Source organism: Methylobacterium sp. Ger2507 (genome assembly GCF_055231875.1).
Genome location: NZ_JBUYVC010000001.1, coordinates 2,226,928 through 2,242,493, shown reverse-complemented (window position 1 = coordinate 2,242,493; position 15,566 = coordinate 2,226,928). Strand labels below are relative to the sequence as shown.

Below are 15,566 nucleotides of genomic sequence, written 5' to 3'. Positions count from 1 at the left end.
GGGCCGCCCCCGAAGAGGCGGCTAAGGTGCGGGTTAGTTCGTCTGGTCGCTCGCGTGTCAGCTCGCCGACATCGCGTTGGCCTTCTCGATCAGTGCCTCGGCCATGCGGATGGAGGCGATGTCGATCAGGCGGCCATCGAGGGACACGGCGCCCTTACCGGCCTTGGCGGCGTCTTCCATGGCCGCCAGGATGCGGCGGGCCTTGTCGACTTCGGCGGCCGACGGGGTGAACACCTCGTTGGCGAGATCGATCTGCGAGGGGTGGATCGCCCACTTGCCCTCGAAGCCGAGCGCGGCGCAGCGGCGGGCGGCGGAGGTGTAGCCGTCCGGATCGGAGAAGTCGCCGAAGGGGCCGTCGATGGGACGCAGGCCGTAGGCGCGGCAGGCGACCATCATGCGGGCCTGGGCGAACAGCCACGGGTCCTGCCAATGGGTCTCGCGGTTGCCGGACTCGTCCTTGTCGGTCAGGACCGAGTAGTCCTTGTTGACGCCGCCGATGACGGTCGAACGGGCGCGGGTCGAGGCGGCGTAATCGGCGACGCCGAACGACATGGCTTCGAGGCGCTTCGACGAGGTCGCGATCGCCTCGACGTTGGCCATGCCGAGCGCGGTCTCGATCAGGACCTCGAAGCCGATCTTCTTCTCGCGCTTCTTGGCCTGCTCGATCTGCGTCACCATCACGTCGATGGCGTAGACGTCGGCCGGCACGCCGACCTTGGGGATCAGGATCATGTCGAGGCGCGGGCAGGCCTCAACGATGTCGACCACGTCGCGGTACATGTAGTGGGTGTCGAGACCGTTGATGCGGATCATCATGGTCTTGTTGCCCCAGTCGATCTCGTTGAGCGCCTGGATGATGTTCTTGCGGGCCTGCTCCTTGTCGTCCGGAGCGACCGCGTCCTCGAGATCGAGGAAGATCACGTCGGCCTTCGAGGTGGCGGACTTTTCCATGAAGGTCGGGTTGGAGCCCGGAACGGCGAGCTCCGAACGGTGAAGGCGCGGGGTGGCCTGCTGGATCAGGGTGAAGCTCATTGGGATTCCTTCCTGTTGGGAGTGTTCTGGTCGTTCATGAGACCCGACGGTCGGGCCACCATACCGGTCCGGATGCGCCTGAGCGCAAGCCCGAGGGCCTGGGGCGGCCCTCGGTTTCCTGACAGCATCCTCACCCCGTCGCGCCGAAGCCGACGGCGATGCAGTTGATCGAGAGCAGCAAGGCGGATTTCACCGCCTCGCGCTGGTCCTCGTCCTCTTCCGAGCGGAAGCGGCGGAGGAGTTCCACCTGCTCGCGGCTGACCTGGTTGATCGTCGGCAGGCGCCCGTTGAGGCGATCGCGGAACAGGGGGAAGCGCTCCGCCAGTTCGCTGCCGCCGCTGACCCGCAGGGCCATCTCGCGGGTCAGGGCGTATTCGGCCTCGATCAGCGGGAAGATGCTGTTGCGCGCGCCCTCGTCGGGGACGAGGCTCGCGTAATCGCGGGCGATCTCCAGATCGACCATCAGCAGCGTCTTCTCGACCTCGTCGAGGATGAGCCGGAACGGCTTCGATTCGGCGAACAGGCGCTTCAGCTGAGCCTCGCCCTGCTGACCGCGCACGTCGAGGAAGCTCTTCAGGCCCGAACCGACGCCGTACCAGCCCGTGATGACGTGGCGGTTCTGCGACCAGGCGAACACCCACGGGATGGCGCGCAGGTCGGAGAGCGAGCGGGCGCCGAAGCGGCGGGCCGGGCGCGAGCCGATGTTGAGAAGCGCGATCTCGTCGAGGGGGCTCGCGGCACCGAAATAGGTCACCAGATCGGGGTGCTGGATCAGGTTGACGTAGGCCGCGCGCGAGGCGCCGGACAGCGCCTCCAGGCAGTCGTCGAATTCATTGCGGGGGATCTTGGCGGCCTCGCGCTCCGACTTCAAAGCGTGCTCGAACACCGAGGAGGCCAGAAGCTCCATCTGGTAGGCGGCGGTGCCCCGGTTGGCATACTTGAACGAGACCACCTCGCCCTGCTCGGTGGTGCGGAAGCGGCCGTTGATCGAGCCGGGCGGCTGGGCCGCGATGGCCCGCGCGGTCGGGGCGCCGCCACGGCTGACGGAGCCACCGCGGCCGTGGAAGAACGCGATCGGCACGCCGGAGGCCTTGCCGAGCTGGGTCAGCTTGTCCTGCGCCTTGTACAGCTCCCAGTTCGAGGCGACGAAGCCGCCGTCCTTGTTCGAATCCGAGTAGCCGATCATGACCTCCTGCACGCCGCCCTGCCAGCGGGTGGAGCGGCGCACGACCGGGATCGAGAACAGCTCCTTCATGATCGCCGGCGCGGCGCGCAGATCGTCGATGGTCTCGAACAGGGGCACCACCGGCAGGCAGCAGATCTCGGTGCCGGCGGCGTCGAGGAAGTTGCCGGCCTCCTTGGCCAGCAGATAGGCGCCGAGGATGTCCTGCACCGAGCGGGTCATCGACAGGATGAACGAGCCGAAGGCCTCGCGGTCGAGCTGCTCGCGCATCTCGCCGACCAGCGCGAAGGTCTCCAGGGTCTCGCGGGCGTCGTCCGGCAGTTCTTCGAAGCTGCGCTCGCCCGTGCGCGGCTTGGCCAGCTCGTCGATGAGCCACTTCTTCCACTCGGGGGAATCGACGTCGGGCGGGGTGCGGTTCTGCCCGTTCGACTGAACCCACAGGGCCTGCAGGGTCTTCGTGGTGCGGGTGGTGTTCTCGCGCAGGTCGAGGCGGACGGTGGAGAATCGGAAGATCTCGACCATGCGGCGCACCGGGCGCACCAGGTCGACCGCCAGCGACGCGCATTTCGCGTCGGCGAGGCCCTGTTCCAGAATGCGCAGGTCGTTGATGAGGCCGTCGGCGCTCGGATAATCGGGTCCGGTCGAGCGCTGGCCCTTGTTGCGCAGGATCGTCGCCTCGAGCTTGCGCAGGATGCAGGTGAGGAACTGGCGATAGGCCTCGCCCGGGTTGCGGTTGGCGATGGCGCGGCCGTCACCGCTCTCGGCGAGCATCTGCGCCAGCTCGGCCTTGAAGGTCGGGGGCACCGGCAGCGAGCGTTCGGTGAGGGACAGCGTCCGTCCGAGCGCGGTGACGCCGTCACGGTAGCGCCGCAGGGAGGCGAGCGCGTTGCGCTGCAGGGTGGTGCGTGTGACCGAGGAGGTGACGTAGGGATTGCCGTCGCGGTCGCCGCCGATCCAGGAGCCGAACTGAAAGAAGGCCGGCACCTCGAACTTCTCGTCCGGGTAATACTGCGCCAGGCTCTCCTCCAGGGAGTAGAGCACTTCGGGCAGCATCTCGAACAGCGTCTCGTCGAAGAAGTGCAGCCCCCAGGCGACCTCACGCTCGACGGTGGCCTTCTCCAGATGGAGTTCGCCGGTCATCCAGACGAGTTCGATCTGGTCCCGCAGCTCGTTCATCAGGCCGTTGCGCTCGCGCTCGGTCCAGCGCGGCAGTTCCAGCTCACGCAGCACCAGGTAGATGCGGCGGAACTTCTCCAGCACGGTGACGCGCTTGCCCTCGGTGGGATGCGCGGTGATCGTCGGGCGGATGCGCAGGTCCTTGAGCAGCGCGTGGATCTCCGGCGCCTTGATGCCGTTCGCCGCCGCGTCGGCCAGGACGGCGCTGAAGCTGCCGCCCAGCGCCTCGCGGCCCTTGGTGCGCTCCACCTGCCGGCGCCGGCGCATGGCGGCGTTCTGCTCGGCGATCGAGAGAAGCTGAAACCAGATGCCCTGCACCTGCAGCGCGCGGGCCAGCAGTTCGGGCGAGAATTCCGAGATGTTGGCGCGGCCGTGCAGCACGTCCTCAAGCTCGGGCTCATGGCGGCGCGCCACAGCCAGGAGAGCATGGAACAGGATGTCGAGCGCTTCCTTCGACGAGGTGCCCGTGATCACGGGCGGCGCGAAGGTGAGGTCGACGGCTCCGACCGGGGCGTGAAGGGTATCCGTCATCGAAGGCCACCTCGAGGGGAGTATCAGCCGATTGGCCGCGACGGAGGCGGGCAATGGATTGGTGTGTTGCAGCCGCCGGGCTCATGCGATCGGCGATCAGGGCGATCAAGCTTCGGGCCTGGAAGCGCGACGGACCTCCTCCCCCTCTGCGGGAGAGGGTGCCTGCGGAGCAGGCGGAAGAGGAGGCGACCGCTTCGCGGATGGCCTACCGCTCTCCCGGTCGCTCCGCGACCACCCTCCCCCACGGATGGGAGAGGGTTTTCGATCTCACGCGGCCAGCTTGCGCATCACCTGCGCCACCGTGGAACCGAACTCGCCGGGGCTCGGGGCAACGGTCAGTCCGTAGGAGCGCATGATCTCGGCCTTCTCGGCGGCGGAATCGCCAGTCGCCGAGATGATCGCGCCGGCATGGCCCATGCGGCGGCCCTTCGGGGCGGTGAGGCCGGCGACGAAGCCGATGACCGGCTTCGTCATGTTCTCCTTGATCCAGGCCGAGGCCTCGGCTTCCTGCGGGCCGCCGATCTCACCGATCATCAGAACCGCCTTGGTCTCCGGGTCCTGCTCGAACAGGGCGAGATGGTCGAGGAAGGACGAGCCGTTGATCGGGTCGCCGCCGATGCCCACCGAGGTGGTGATGCCGATGCCCTCTTCCATCATCTGGGCGGCCGCCTCGTACCCGAGGGTGCCCGAGCGCGAAATCACCCCGACATTGCCCTTGAGGTAGATGTGGCCGGGCATGATGCCGAGCATCGACTTACCGGGCGAGATGATGCCGGCACAGTTCGGACCGACCACCATGGTGCGCCGATCCTTGGGGTAGCGGCGCAGATACCGCTTCACCCGCATCATGTCCTGGGCCGGGATGCCGTCGGTGATCGAGCAGATCAGCGCGAGGCCGGCATCGGCGCCTTCCATGATGGCGTCGGCCGCGAAGGGCGGGGCCACGAAGGTGATGGAGGTGGTGGCGCCGGTGGCCTCGACGGCCTCCTTGACGGTGTTGAACACCGGTACGCCCAGATGGGTCTTGCCACCCTTGCCCGGGGTGACGCCGCCGACGACATTGGAGCCGTACTCCATCATCTCCTTGGCGTGGAAGGTGCCCTTGTCGCCCGTGATGCCCTGGATGAGGATCGGGGTCTTCTCGTCGATCAGAATGCTCATGACGTATCCTCCCCTCTCTTAGCGGTTGTTCTTGGCGGCGGCGCAGGCCTCGACGGCCTTGGCGGCGGCGTCGGACAGGCTGTTGGCGGTGATGAGATCGAGGCCGCTCTCGGCCAGGATCTTCTGGCCGGCCTCGACATTGGTGCCGGCGAGCCGGACGATCAGAGGCACGTCGATCTTCACCTCGCGCGCCGCCTGGATGACACCCTGGGCGACCCAGTCGCAGCGGTTGATGCCGGCGAAGATGTTGACGAGGATCGCCTTCACGTTCCGATCCGACAGGACGAGGCGGAAGGCCGTGGCGACCCGGTCCGGCGAGGCGCCGCCGCCGACATCGAGGAAGTTCGCGGGCTCGCCGCCGGCATGCTTGATCATGTCCATGGTGGCCATGGCCAGACCGGCACCGTTGACGATGCAGCCGATTTCACCCTCGAGGCCGATATAGGAGAGGTTGTGCTCGGCGGCCTGGGCCTCGCGCGGGTCGCCCTGCGAGGGATCGTGCATGTCCGCAATGTTGCGCCGGCGGAACATGGCGTTGTCGTCGAAGGACATCTTGGCGTCGAGCGCCAGCACCCGGTCGTCCTTGGTGACGACGAGGGGGTTGATCTCCAGCATGGTGCCGTCGCAATCGCGGAACGCCCGGTAGGCGTTCATGATCGTCTTCACGGCGGCCGAGACCTGCTTGATGTTGAGACCGAGCTGGAAGGCGATCTCGCGGGCCTGGAACTGCTGCAGGCCGACGGCGGGCTCGACCACCACCTGGATCAGCGCCTCCGGCTCGTTGGCGGCGATCTCCTCGATGTCCATGCCGCCGCGCTGGGAGGCGATGACCCGGACGCGCTCGGCCTTCCGGTCGAGGACGTAGCCGAGGTAGAGTTCGCGCTCGAACGGATCGGCGGTCTCGACATAGACGCGCTGGACGGGCTTGCCCTCGGGCCCCGTCTGGAGCGTCACCAGGCGCTTGCCGAGGAGGTCCTTGGCGGCGTCGCGAACCTCGTTGTAGGTCCGGCACAGCTTGATGCCGCCGGCCTTGCCGCGGGCACCGGCATGGATCTGCGCCTTGACGGCCCAGAACGATCCGCCAAGCTCGGTGGCGGCATAGACCGCCTGATCGGCGCTGAAGGCGACGGCGCCCTTTGGAACGGCGACACCGAAGCCGGCAAGCAGTTCCTTGGCCTGGTACTCGTGCACGTCCATCAGCGTTCTCCTCGGCGTTTCTTCGTTGGCCCGACTGTCTCGTAAATTTCACTTCACGGAAAGTGCTTGGCCGTTTATATTTTTTTACATTGGCGTTCACTCTGCCTTGAGGGGCGGTGAACTGTATTCAGTTTGCACAAGAGCTGCCCCGATGGCGTCGGGAGCAGCTCTTGATATCGCCGATCGTCCGGTTTGTCTTGGCCCGATGCCTCGCGGCTTAGCCTGGGGGTTTAACCGGCCCAGTTGACCTGAGGCGTCAGTTCACCTTGGCCTTGACGATCTCGTAGATGGACTCGTTCAGCGGACCAGCCGAGCCCATCAGGGTTTCCAGCTCGCGCAGGCGCTCGTCGGCGAAGGCCCGGTCGTCGAGGCCCTTGGCGTTGACGTAGACGTTGAGGGCGGCACTGCGCAGGCCCGCATGGGCGGAGAGCACCGCCACGCCGGCATCCGAGATGACGTTCAGGTTGCCCTTGTCGGCCACGATCTCGGCGAGGTCGATGACCTTGCGACAGGCGCGGCAGCATTCGAGCGGCACGTCGGTGGCGACCTTGAGGGCGGCCTGGATCGTGTCCGCCCGCGCGGCCTTTTCTTCGTCGGTGGTCTTGGGAAGACCGTAGGCGCCCATCACCGCGTCGAAGGCAGCGACATCGTCGGCGATCATGCCGGTGAGTTCGGCGCGCAGGGCCTCGGACTTGCCGAGGATCTCCTTCAGCTCACCCTCGACCTCGACGTACTTCTTCTTCCCGATGGTGAGGTTGCACACCATGCTGAGGAGGGCGGCGCCCATGGCGCCCGAGATGGCGGCGGCACCACCCCCGCCGGGGGTGGGCGCCGAACTCGCGAGACCGTCCAGGAAGGTCTGGATCGTCTCGTGCGCGGGATTTTCCTTCTCGGCCATGGCGATCAGGCCATCTTCTTGGCGAGGGCGTAGATCGCCTCGGCGTCCAGCACCTGCTCGGTGTTGTCGAAGAGCTGGCCGACGCAGGCGCGGTGCAGCTTGAGCTTCAGGCCGCCGATGCCGAGGGCGCCGAACACCTTCTTGCCGTGCCGGTCCTTGCCCTTGTCCATGGCCTCGATGCCGCCGAAGCCGAGGGGTGGCTGAGCGTTGTAATCGGCCACGAACTCGATGCTGGCCTCGTCCTTCCAGGCATCCTCGGGCAGCAGCTCGAGGCCGATGGCGCCGGCGGAGAACACGAGGTTCTGGCCCTTGACGATCTGGGCGCGCGAGGCGGCGTCGGGCGTCTCGGCGGCCTTGATGCTCACCTTGAAGCGGGTGTTGATCTGGTCGGCGGCGGCCTGAGCCTTGTCGAGCGACCGACCGCACAGGATGACCTCGGCGCCTTCCTGGGCGAGGAGCGCGGCCGAGCGCATGCCGACCGGGCCGGTGCCGGCGAGCACGACGGCCTTCTTGCCCTGGAGCGAACCGGCGGCCTTCTGGACCAGCGCGACGCCGGCTGCGGCGGTGGTGTTGGAGCCGTTGGAATCGAGCATGATCGACACGCGGAAGGGGCCGAAGAAGCGCTTCTTCACCGCCTCGAACACGGCCTCGCCGGCCGCCATGCTGCCGCCGCCGACGAAGATCGCCGTCGACTTCTTCTCGGAGCCGCCGCGGGTGTAGATCGTGCCGTCGACCAGGGCGCCGACATTATCCGGGGTGACGTTGCCGTAGCCGGTGATGTGGTCGGCGCCGCCATCGTAGCCCACCACCACGTCGAACACGCTCGGAACGGCGTCGGTATCGAATTGGAACAGAAGCTTCTTCATTTGGCGTCCTCTCGCCCGCGTCTCGGCGCGGCTGGCGTTCGTGTTGGTAGGTCTGTTCGGCGGCACGACCCGCCCTGTCAATCCAGGGCGCCGATGTCGAGCCAGGAATGCAGAGTCGCCGAGGTCACCGACTGGAATACCACGTGTGTTCTGGGATTCCGGGTTCCACTTCGCGGCCCCGGAATGACGACCGGTTCTTATGGATGCGCAGTTCGGTCCTCGACCACGTCGAGGTCAGGTTAGACCACGTTCTGCGGCTTGCCCGCCACGAAAGCCTCGACATTGTCGACGAGCTGGTCGGCGAGGATCTGCATGGCTTCCTTGCTGGCCCAGGCCACGTGCGGCGTGACGATGAGGTTGGGCAGGTCGAGCTCGCACAGGATGTTGCCGTTCTTCGGCGGCTCGGTCATCACCACGTCGAAGCCGGCGCCGCCGATGGTGCCCGCCTTCAGGGCCTCAGCCAGAGCCTCTTCGTCCACGAGGCCGCCGCGCGCGGTGTTGATGAGAAGCGCATGCTTCTTCATCTTCGCGAGCTGTTCGCGCCCGATCATGTTGCGGGTCTCGGGCGTCAGCGGCGCGTGCAGCGTAATGACGTCGGACTCGCGCAGGATCGTCTCGAAATCGACGAGGCCCTCCTGGGGGAACACGTCGTAGGCGATGACCGTCATGCCGAGGGCTTCCGCCCGCTTGGCGATGGACTTGCCGAGAGCGCCGTAGCCGACAATGCCCAGCGTCGAGCCGGCGATGTCGTGGATCGGGTAGTCGAAGTAGCAGAACTGGGTCGATTTCGCCCAATCGCCCCGGCGCACCGAGTTGGCATAGGGCACGATGGCCCGGCGCAGCGCGAACATCAGGCCGATGACGTGCTCGGGCACGGTGTTGAAGGCATAGCCGCGGATGTTGACGACGGTGATGCCCTGGGCCTTGGCGGCCTCCTTGTCGACCACGTCGGTTCCGGTGGCGGCGACTGCGATCAGCTTGAGGTCGGGAAGCTGCTTCAGGGTGTCGGCCCGCATCGGGACCTTGTTGATCAGGGCGATCTCGGCGCCCTTCAGGCGCTCGACGATCTCTTCCGGCGTCCAGGTCGACTCGTACTCGACGTACTCGTGCGGGAAGTTGAATTCACGGACCTTGGCGTCCAGGGACTCGCGGTCGAGGAACACGATCTTCTTCGTCATGGAATCCTCTGGCCGATCCGGCCAAGTCTCGGATAGGGCGCGTCACCGCTTGGGCACGTCACCGATAGGGTCGCGGGTGTGACCGGGATGGGCGAACCCATCCCGGTCACGTGTCGGGCTTCGAGAAGCTCAGGCCTTGTGGAGCGGGTTCTCGCGCAGGTAGCTCGACGCGGCGGCGACGCCGGAGCCGGGCTGGACCTTCATGCCATGGTCGAGCATCGACATCTCGGCACCCGCGATGGCACCCAGCAGCGACAGCTCGTTCATGTCACCGACGTGGCCGATGCGGAACACCTTGCCGGCCACCTGGCTCAGACCGGCGCCGAGCGCCAGGTTGTAGCGCACGTAGGCGTGCTTGATGATCGCGGCGGCGTCGACGCCCTCCGGCACCAGGATGGCGGTGACCGTGTCGGAGTTCCACTTGGGCTCCTTGGCGCAGGTTTTCAGGCCCCAGGCCGCCACGGCCTGGCGGGTCGCCTCACCGAGCACGTGGTGGCGGTGATAGACGTTCTCCAGGCCTTCCTCGTTGAGGCAGGCCAGGGCCTCGCGCAGGCCGTAGAGCAGCGGCAGCGACGGGGTGTAGGGGAAGTAGCCCGACGGGTTCTGCTTCTGGTGGTCGGCCCAGTCGAAGTACACGTGCGCGAGGCGGTCGTTCTGGCCCGACGAGGTGTCGGCGGCCTTGAGCGCCTTCTGGCTGACGCAGATCACACCGAGGCCGGCGGGGAGCATCAGGCCCTTCTGCGAGCCGGCGATGGCGCAATCGACCTTCCACTCGTCCATCTTGAAGGGGAGCGAGCCGATCGAGGACACGCCGTCGACGAACAGCAGGGCCGGGTGGCCGGCGGCGTCGATCGCCTTGCGCACGGCGCCGATATCGCTGGTGACGCCGGTTGCCGTCTCGTTATGGACGACCATGACGGCCTTGATCTCGTGGTTCTTGTCGGCGCGCAGGGCCTCGCCGATCCGCTCCGGGCTCGCACCCGTGCCCCACTCCTCGTCCTGGACGATGACTTCCAGGCCGAGGCGCTGGGCCATGTCGATCCAGAGGTGGCTGAACTGGCCGAAGCGGGCGGCCAGGACCTTGTCGCCGCGCGACAGGGTGTTCGACAGGGCGGATTCCCAGATGCCGGTGCCGGAGGCCGGGAACAGGAAGATGGTGCCCTCGGTCGAACCGTAGACGGCCTTCGTGTCCTGGAAGAGCGGCTTGGTCAGCGAGGGGAAGTCCACCGAACGGTGATCCTCGGACTGCACCATCATCGCGCGCATCACGCGATCCGGGATGTTCGTCGGGCCCGGGACGAACAGGTGGTTCCGGCCGGGACGTCGCGTTGCCGCCATGATGTTTCTCCGCTTTCTCTTCGTCTCCGCAGGTGTTCACCTGCGGCATGCAAGGTTCTGGATGGTTTGAACGAACCGCGCGGCTCTGTCCCAAGACGTCCGGGACTAGGCCGACGCGGCCGCCGATGTGCCGGATTGTGGGACGAGCCCGCCGACGTTCGGGACCCGGTCGTGCGCCGTGCGGACGGATGAGCCGGCCGGAGTTCGACCTCCGACATCCTCCGTCCCACGCGCCACCGAATGCCTCACGCCTCTTCTCCATGGGCCGGGTCGCACGCTGGATACGCGCGCGCCGCTGGGCCGTTTCAGCGTCGTCGTCCCCGGGAACGGCACCCTTGATTTGCCTCGATGGGCTCCGGCCATGCGTTTTCGAACGCCGCCCGGTGGGGCACCTTGCGGAGGACTATGCCCGCCTTCGCGGGGAAAGGAAAACCCGAAATACTTACTTCCAAATCAAAATTTTTTTCGTGGAAGAAGGGCTTACGTCGCGTTGCGGTACCCTCGCCGACGCACGGGTCGGCGTCATCAAACTGATACGGGAATCCGGTTTGGCTCGCCACATCTGAGGCTGTCCCGGAGGCGAGCGTGGGCGAAGATACCGAGACGACCCGCGTCCGGACCTTGTTTCTGTCGGACATGCATCTCGGCACCAAGGGCTGTCAGGCCGATCTGTTGCTCGAATTCCTGCGCGATTACGATGCGGACGAGATCTATCTTGTTGGGGACATCGTCGACGGCTGGCAGCTCAAGTCGGGCTGGTACTGGCCCCAGAGCCACAACGACGTGGTGCAGAAGCTGATGCGCAAGGTGCGCAAGGGCTCCACCCTGGTCTACGTGCCGGGCAACCACGACGAATTCCTGCGCGACTACATCGGCATGACCTTCGGGGGCATCGAGGTCGCCGACCAGCGCCTGCATGTGGCCGCCGACGGCAAGCGCTACCTCGTCATCCACGGCGACCAGTTCGACATGGTGGTGCGCCACGCCAAGTGGCTCGCCTTCCTGGGCGACGGCGCCTACACCTTCGCGCTGTTCATCAACACCTACGTCAACACCGCGCGCCGGCGCCTCGGACTCGCCTACTGGTCGCTCTCGGCCTGGGCCAAGCTCAAGGTGAAGAATGCGGTCAACTTCATCGGCAAGTTCGAGGAATTGCTGAGCGCCGAAGCCCGGCGCGTTGGGGCTGACGGGGTCATCTGCGGCCACATCCATCACGCCGCCAACCGCCAGATCAACGGGCTGACCTACCTGAACACCGGCGACTGGGTCGAATCCTGCACCGCCATCGTCGAGCATTACGACGGCACCATGGAGGTGCTGCACTACCCGAGCCTGCTGCGCGCCCGCGCCGCCCGCGCCGATCTGGTCGGGCATCCCCGCCCCGACGGAGCCCGGGCCGTCGCGTGAGACTCCTCATCGCCACGGATGCCTGGCACCCGCAGGTCAACGGCGTCGTCCGCTCCCTGGAGAACATGGCGGCGGCCGGCGCGGCTTTCGGCTTCGAGACCGTGTTCCTGACGCATCAGGACTTCGCCTCCGTGCCGCTGCCCGGATATCGGGAGATCCGGCTGGCCTACGCCACCAAGCGCCACGTCGCGCGGCTGTGGGACGATCTGCGCCCGACCCATGTGCATATCTCGACCGAGGGCACGGTCGGCTACGCCACCCGCCGCTACTGCCTCGCCCATTGCCGGCCGTTCACCACGAGCTATCACACCCGCTTCCCCGAATACCTCTCCGCGCGCGCGCCCGTGCCGGAGGCCTGGAGCTACGCCTGGCTGCGCCGGTTCCACGGAGCCTCGAACGGCACGATGGTGTCGACCCCCTCCCTGGAACGCGACCTCGACGCGCGCGGCTTCACCAAGCTGATGCGCTGGACGCGCGGCGTCGACACCGACCTGTTCCAGCCCCGGCCGACGAATGCGCCGGAACCGGCCGATCTCGCCGGGCTGCCCCGACCGATCTTCCTCTCGGTCGGTCGCCTCGCGGTCGAGAAGAACCTGGAGGCCTTCCTGCGCCTCGACCTGCCCGGCACCAAGGTCGTGATCGGGGACGGTCCGGATCGGGCGCGCCTCGCCGCCATCGATCCGGGCGCGCGCTTCCTCGGGACCCGGACCGGCGCCGACCTCGCCGCCCTCTATGCCGGCGCCGACGTCTTCGTCTTCCCGAGCCTGACCGACACCTTCGGCATCGTGCTCCTCGAAGCCCTGGCCTGCGGGGTGCCGGTGGCCGCCTATCCGGTGACGGGGCCCCTCGACGTCATCGGCGGTTCCGGCGCCGGCATCCTCGACCACGATCTGCGGGCAGCGGCTATGGCGGCCCTGGACCTGCCGCGGGCGCGGTGCCGCGCGGAGGCCCTGCGCTATACGTGGGCGGAGAGCGCGCGCCAGTTCTACGACAACATCGCCGTCGCGCACGGCACCGTACCGGCGCGCCGGCCAGCCCTGGAAACTCAGGCGGAAGCGGCGATCCATCTCGGTTGAGGCGTGGACGGGTTGCCGTGGCCGGGCTAGGGACGGGCCAACAGGCCCCCTGTGCACGGATCTTGCCGCGATGCCGCCGTTCGACCCGCTTCTGGCGGCGACCTATCCAGCCGTGATCGGATGCGACGAGGTGGGGCGCGGGGCCTTGTGCGGCCCCGTCGTGGTCGCGGCCGTGTGGTTTCGGCCCGACGCCCTCCCCCCCGACCTCCTGGCACGCCTCGACGACAGCAAGCGCCTGAAGGCGGCCGAACGGGAGGCGTTGACGCCGCTGATCCGCCGCCATGCCCGCGTCGCCGTGGCCGCGGGCTCCCGCGCCCTCGTGGATCGCATCAATGTCCGCGGCGCCACCCTCGACGCCATGCGGCGGGCCGTCCTGGCCCTGCAACTCGATGCGCCGGTCTGGGTCGACGGCCGCGACCCGGTTCCGGGCCTCGCCTTGCCCTGCCGCGCCTTGCCCTGCCGCGCCGTCGTTGGAGGCGACCGGCTCGTGCCGCAGATCGCCGCCGCCTCGATCGTCGCCAAGACCCTGCGCGATGCGCTGATGCGGCGCCTCGCCGGGCGCTATCCGGATTACGGCTGGGCCAGCAATGTCGGCTACGGCACCCGCACGCACCTGGCGGGGCTGGCGGCTGTCGGCCGCTCGCCGCATCACCGCCTCAGCTTCACCCGTGCCTACGATCTCAGAACAGGGACAGCTGGTCGGTCGGCACCCTGAACAGGTCGGTGCGCAGGCGGCGGCGCTCTTCGGGATAACCGAGACGCTGGCGGGCGAGGCGCATGCGGTCGCGGATCAGGTCGGCATAGGCGCCGGTGCCGGTCATGCGGGTGCCGAAGGCGGCGTCGTAGGCCTTGCCGCCCCGGGCCTGCCGGACGAGCGACATCACGTGCCGGCGCCGCCCCGGGTAATGCTCGGCGAACCAGTCGTCGACCAGGGCATCGAGTTCGAGGGGCAGCCGCAGCAGGACATGGCTCGCCTCGATGGCCCCGAGGGCGCGCGCCCGGGTCAGGATCGCCTCGACCTCGTGATCGTTCAGCGACGGGATGATCGGTGCCGCAATCACCATCACGGGAATGCCGGCTTCGCTCAGCCGGCCGATCGCTTCCAGGCGCTTCTCCGGATGCGGGGCGCGCGGTTCCAGGCGGCGCGCCAGCTCCGGATCCAGGGTGGTGACCGACACCGCGACCTTCACGAGCCCGTCCCGCGCCATCTCGGCCAGGAGGTCGATGTCGCGCAGGACGAGGTTCGACTTCGTGACGATGCCGACCGGGTGGCGGAAACGGGCCAGGATTTCGAGCACCGAGCGGGTCAGGCGATGCTCGCGCTCGATCGGCTGATAGGGATCGGTGGCGGTCCCGAGGGCGATGGTGGCCGGGCGATAGTTTGCAGCCGACAGCTCCCGCTCCAGCAGGACGGCCGCATTCGCCTTGTGAAACAGCTTGGTCTCGAAATCGAGGCCGGGCGAGAGCCCGACATAGGCGTGGTTCGGACGGGCGAAGCAGTAGACGCAGCCGTGCTCGCAGCCCCGATAGGGGTTGATCGAGCGATCGAACGAGATATCGGGCGAGGTGTTGCGGGTGATCAGGGTGCGCGCCTGCTCCGGCAGGACCTCGGTGCGCAAAGGCGCCGGTGCATCGCGATCCGGCCAGCCATCCGCGAAGGCCTCCTGCCCCGTCGGCTCGAAGCGGCTGCCCGGATTGGCCGTGGCGCCCCGGCCGCGGCGGCCCGACGGCAGGGGCGTGGTCTCGGCAAGGCGCCGGGGCGCGCTCTCCGTCACCGTGAGATCGGCCGTTCGCGTGTTCCGCATCCGCTCCAGCATTCCCGTTGCCCGGACGAGAACATAACACGAACGAACAGGCGCGTCCCAGCAGAAGTCGCGAGGCCGTCTGGTCCGAGGCCAGCATTCCCCCCCCCTGCACGCGCCTCCGTAGTGTGAGATGGGCCATCAGAGACGTGGAAATTTGGCCTCACGCAAAAATGCGGTATGCGCGCGCATGATTTCGGCACTGATCTCCGTCACGCGGCCCAACGACCCGGAAGCGATCGATCTGCTGGCCGACACCCTCGGCGCTCTGGTGGCGGGTGTGGCGGCGGGGCTCGTCGGCGATGCGGTGATCATCGTGGCCGGTGCGAACCCGGCGATCGAGACGGTCGCGGAGGCGACGGGCGCCAAGGTGGTCCTGCGCGGACGCGGCGCGTCGCCGTGGTCGGCCGGCGCCAGAGCGGCGCGGCGGGACTGGGTGCTCTGCCTCGAAGCCGGCGATGTCCCGGCGGAGGGCTGGATCCGCCTGCTCGACCGCTTCATCGGCACTGCCCGACCGGAGGTGTCCCTGGCGCGCCTGCGCCGTCCGCATACCAGCCTGCCGTCCCGGCTCGCCGCGCGGGGCGAGAGCGTCATCGGCGTGACCGCGCCGCGACCGGGCGATCTCGTACGCCGGGACCGGCTGCTGTCGGGGCCGAAATTCGCGCGGCGGCTCAAGGTCCGCCGGGTTCCGGCCCGTCTCGAGCGATCATGAGGTGAGCGA

13 protein-coding genes are annotated in these 15,566 nt (G+C 67.8%); 4 read left to right on the top strand and 9 right to left on the bottom strand.

Features of this window, described 5'->3' with window-relative positions:
• Positions 1-57 precede the first annotated feature (57 nt).
• The 8 genes from ACV7NL_RS10410 to ACV7NL_RS10375 all read right to left on the bottom strand — a co-directional run bounded on the left by ACV7NL_RS10410 (position 58) and on the right by ACV7NL_RS10375 (position 10,560).
• Complete coding sequence (locus ACV7NL_RS10410) at positions 58-1,032, bottom strand: HpcH/HpaI aldolase/citrate lyase family protein (protein WP_056189381.1); 975 nt, start codon at positions 1,030-1,032, stop codon at positions 58-60.
• A 130-nt stretch (positions 1,033-1,162) separates the two neighbouring features.
• The gene (locus tag ACV7NL_RS10405) at positions 1,163-3,922 is read right to left on the bottom strand and encodes a phosphoenolpyruvate carboxylase (RefSeq protein WP_463355606.1); all 2,760 of its coding nucleotides are present in this window, start codon (positions 3,920-3,922) and stop codon (positions 1,163-1,165) included.
• A 267-nt stretch (positions 3,923-4,189) separates the two neighbouring features.
• On the bottom strand, positions 4,190-5,083 hold the full coding sequence (gene sucD / locus ACV7NL_RS10400) for a succinate--CoA ligase subunit alpha (protein WP_056189386.1): 894 nt from the start codon (positions 5,081-5,083) through the stop codon (positions 4,190-4,192).
• An 18-nt stretch (positions 5,084-5,101) separates the two neighbouring features.
• Positions 5,102-6,280 carry a malate--CoA ligase subunit beta gene (locus ACV7NL_RS10395; RefSeq protein WP_056189389.1) on the bottom strand — a complete coding sequence of 393 codons (1,179 nt, stop codon included), beginning with the start codon at positions 6,278-6,280 and terminating at the stop codon, positions 5,102-5,104.
• Between the two features lie 256 nt (positions 6,281-6,536).
• On the bottom strand, positions 6,537-7,178 hold the full coding sequence (fchA, locus tag ACV7NL_RS10390; protein ID WP_463355605.1) for a methenyltetrahydrofolate cyclohydrolase: 642 nt from the start codon (positions 7,176-7,178) through the stop codon (positions 6,537-6,539).
• Between the two features lie 5 nt (positions 7,179-7,183).
• Entirely contained in the window at positions 7,184-8,044 is an 861-nt protein-coding gene (locus ACV7NL_RS10385) for an NADP-dependent methylenetetrahydromethanopterin/methylenetetrahydrofolate dehydrogenase (protein WP_056189395.1), read from the bottom strand.
• Positions 8,045-8,283: 239 nt separating this feature from the next.
• The gene (locus ACV7NL_RS10380; protein WP_056479106.1) at positions 8,284-9,222 is read right to left on the bottom strand and encodes a D-2-hydroxyacid dehydrogenase; all 939 of its coding nucleotides are present in this window, start codon (positions 9,220-9,222) and stop codon (positions 8,284-8,286) included.
• A gap of 129 nt (positions 9,223-9,351) precedes the next feature.
• On the bottom strand, positions 9,352-10,560 hold the full coding sequence (locus tag ACV7NL_RS10375) for an aminotransferase class V-fold PLP-dependent enzyme (RefSeq protein ID WP_056189401.1): 1,209 nt from the start codon (positions 10,558-10,560) through the stop codon (positions 9,352-9,354).
• A 585-nt stretch (positions 10,561-11,145) separates the two neighbouring features.
• Here ACV7NL_RS10375 and ACV7NL_RS10370 point away from each other — a divergent pair.
• The 3 genes from ACV7NL_RS10370 (at position 11,146) to ACV7NL_RS10360 (ending at position 13,758) form a co-directional block, all read left to right on the top strand.
• Entirely contained in the window at positions 11,146-11,967 is an 822-nt protein-coding gene (locus ACV7NL_RS10370) for a UDP-2,3-diacylglucosamine diphosphatase (RefSeq protein WP_056479103.1), read from the top strand.
• Positions 11,964-13,043, top strand: a complete 1,080-nt coding sequence (locus ACV7NL_RS10365; RefSeq protein WP_056189407.1) for a glycosyltransferase family 4 protein — start codon at positions 11,964-11,966, stop codon at positions 13,041-13,043. The genes ACV7NL_RS10370 and ACV7NL_RS10365 overlap by 4 nt, the downstream gene beginning before the upstream one ends.
• Positions 13,044-13,113: 70 nt before the next feature.
• Complete coding sequence (locus tag ACV7NL_RS10360; RefSeq protein ID WP_247634897.1) at positions 13,114-13,758, top strand: ribonuclease HII; 645 nt, start codon at positions 13,114-13,116, stop codon at positions 13,756-13,758.
• On the opposite strand, the gene ACV7NL_RS10355 is transcribed toward ACV7NL_RS10360, so the two are convergent.
• A complete protein-coding gene (locus ACV7NL_RS10355; RefSeq protein ID WP_463355604.1) occupies positions 13,724-14,848 on the bottom strand; it encodes a PA0069 family radical SAM protein in 1,125 nt (374 codons plus the stop codon). The genes ACV7NL_RS10360 and ACV7NL_RS10355 overlap by 35 nt on opposite strands.
• Before the next feature lie 187 nt (positions 14,849-15,035).
• Between ACV7NL_RS10355 and ACV7NL_RS10350 the strand changes: the two genes are divergently transcribed.
• A complete protein-coding gene (locus ACV7NL_RS10350) occupies positions 15,036-15,557 on the top strand; it encodes a glycosyltransferase family protein (protein WP_463355603.1) in 522 nt (173 codons plus the stop codon).
• The last annotated feature ends 9 nt before the right edge of the window (positions 15,558-15,566 follow it).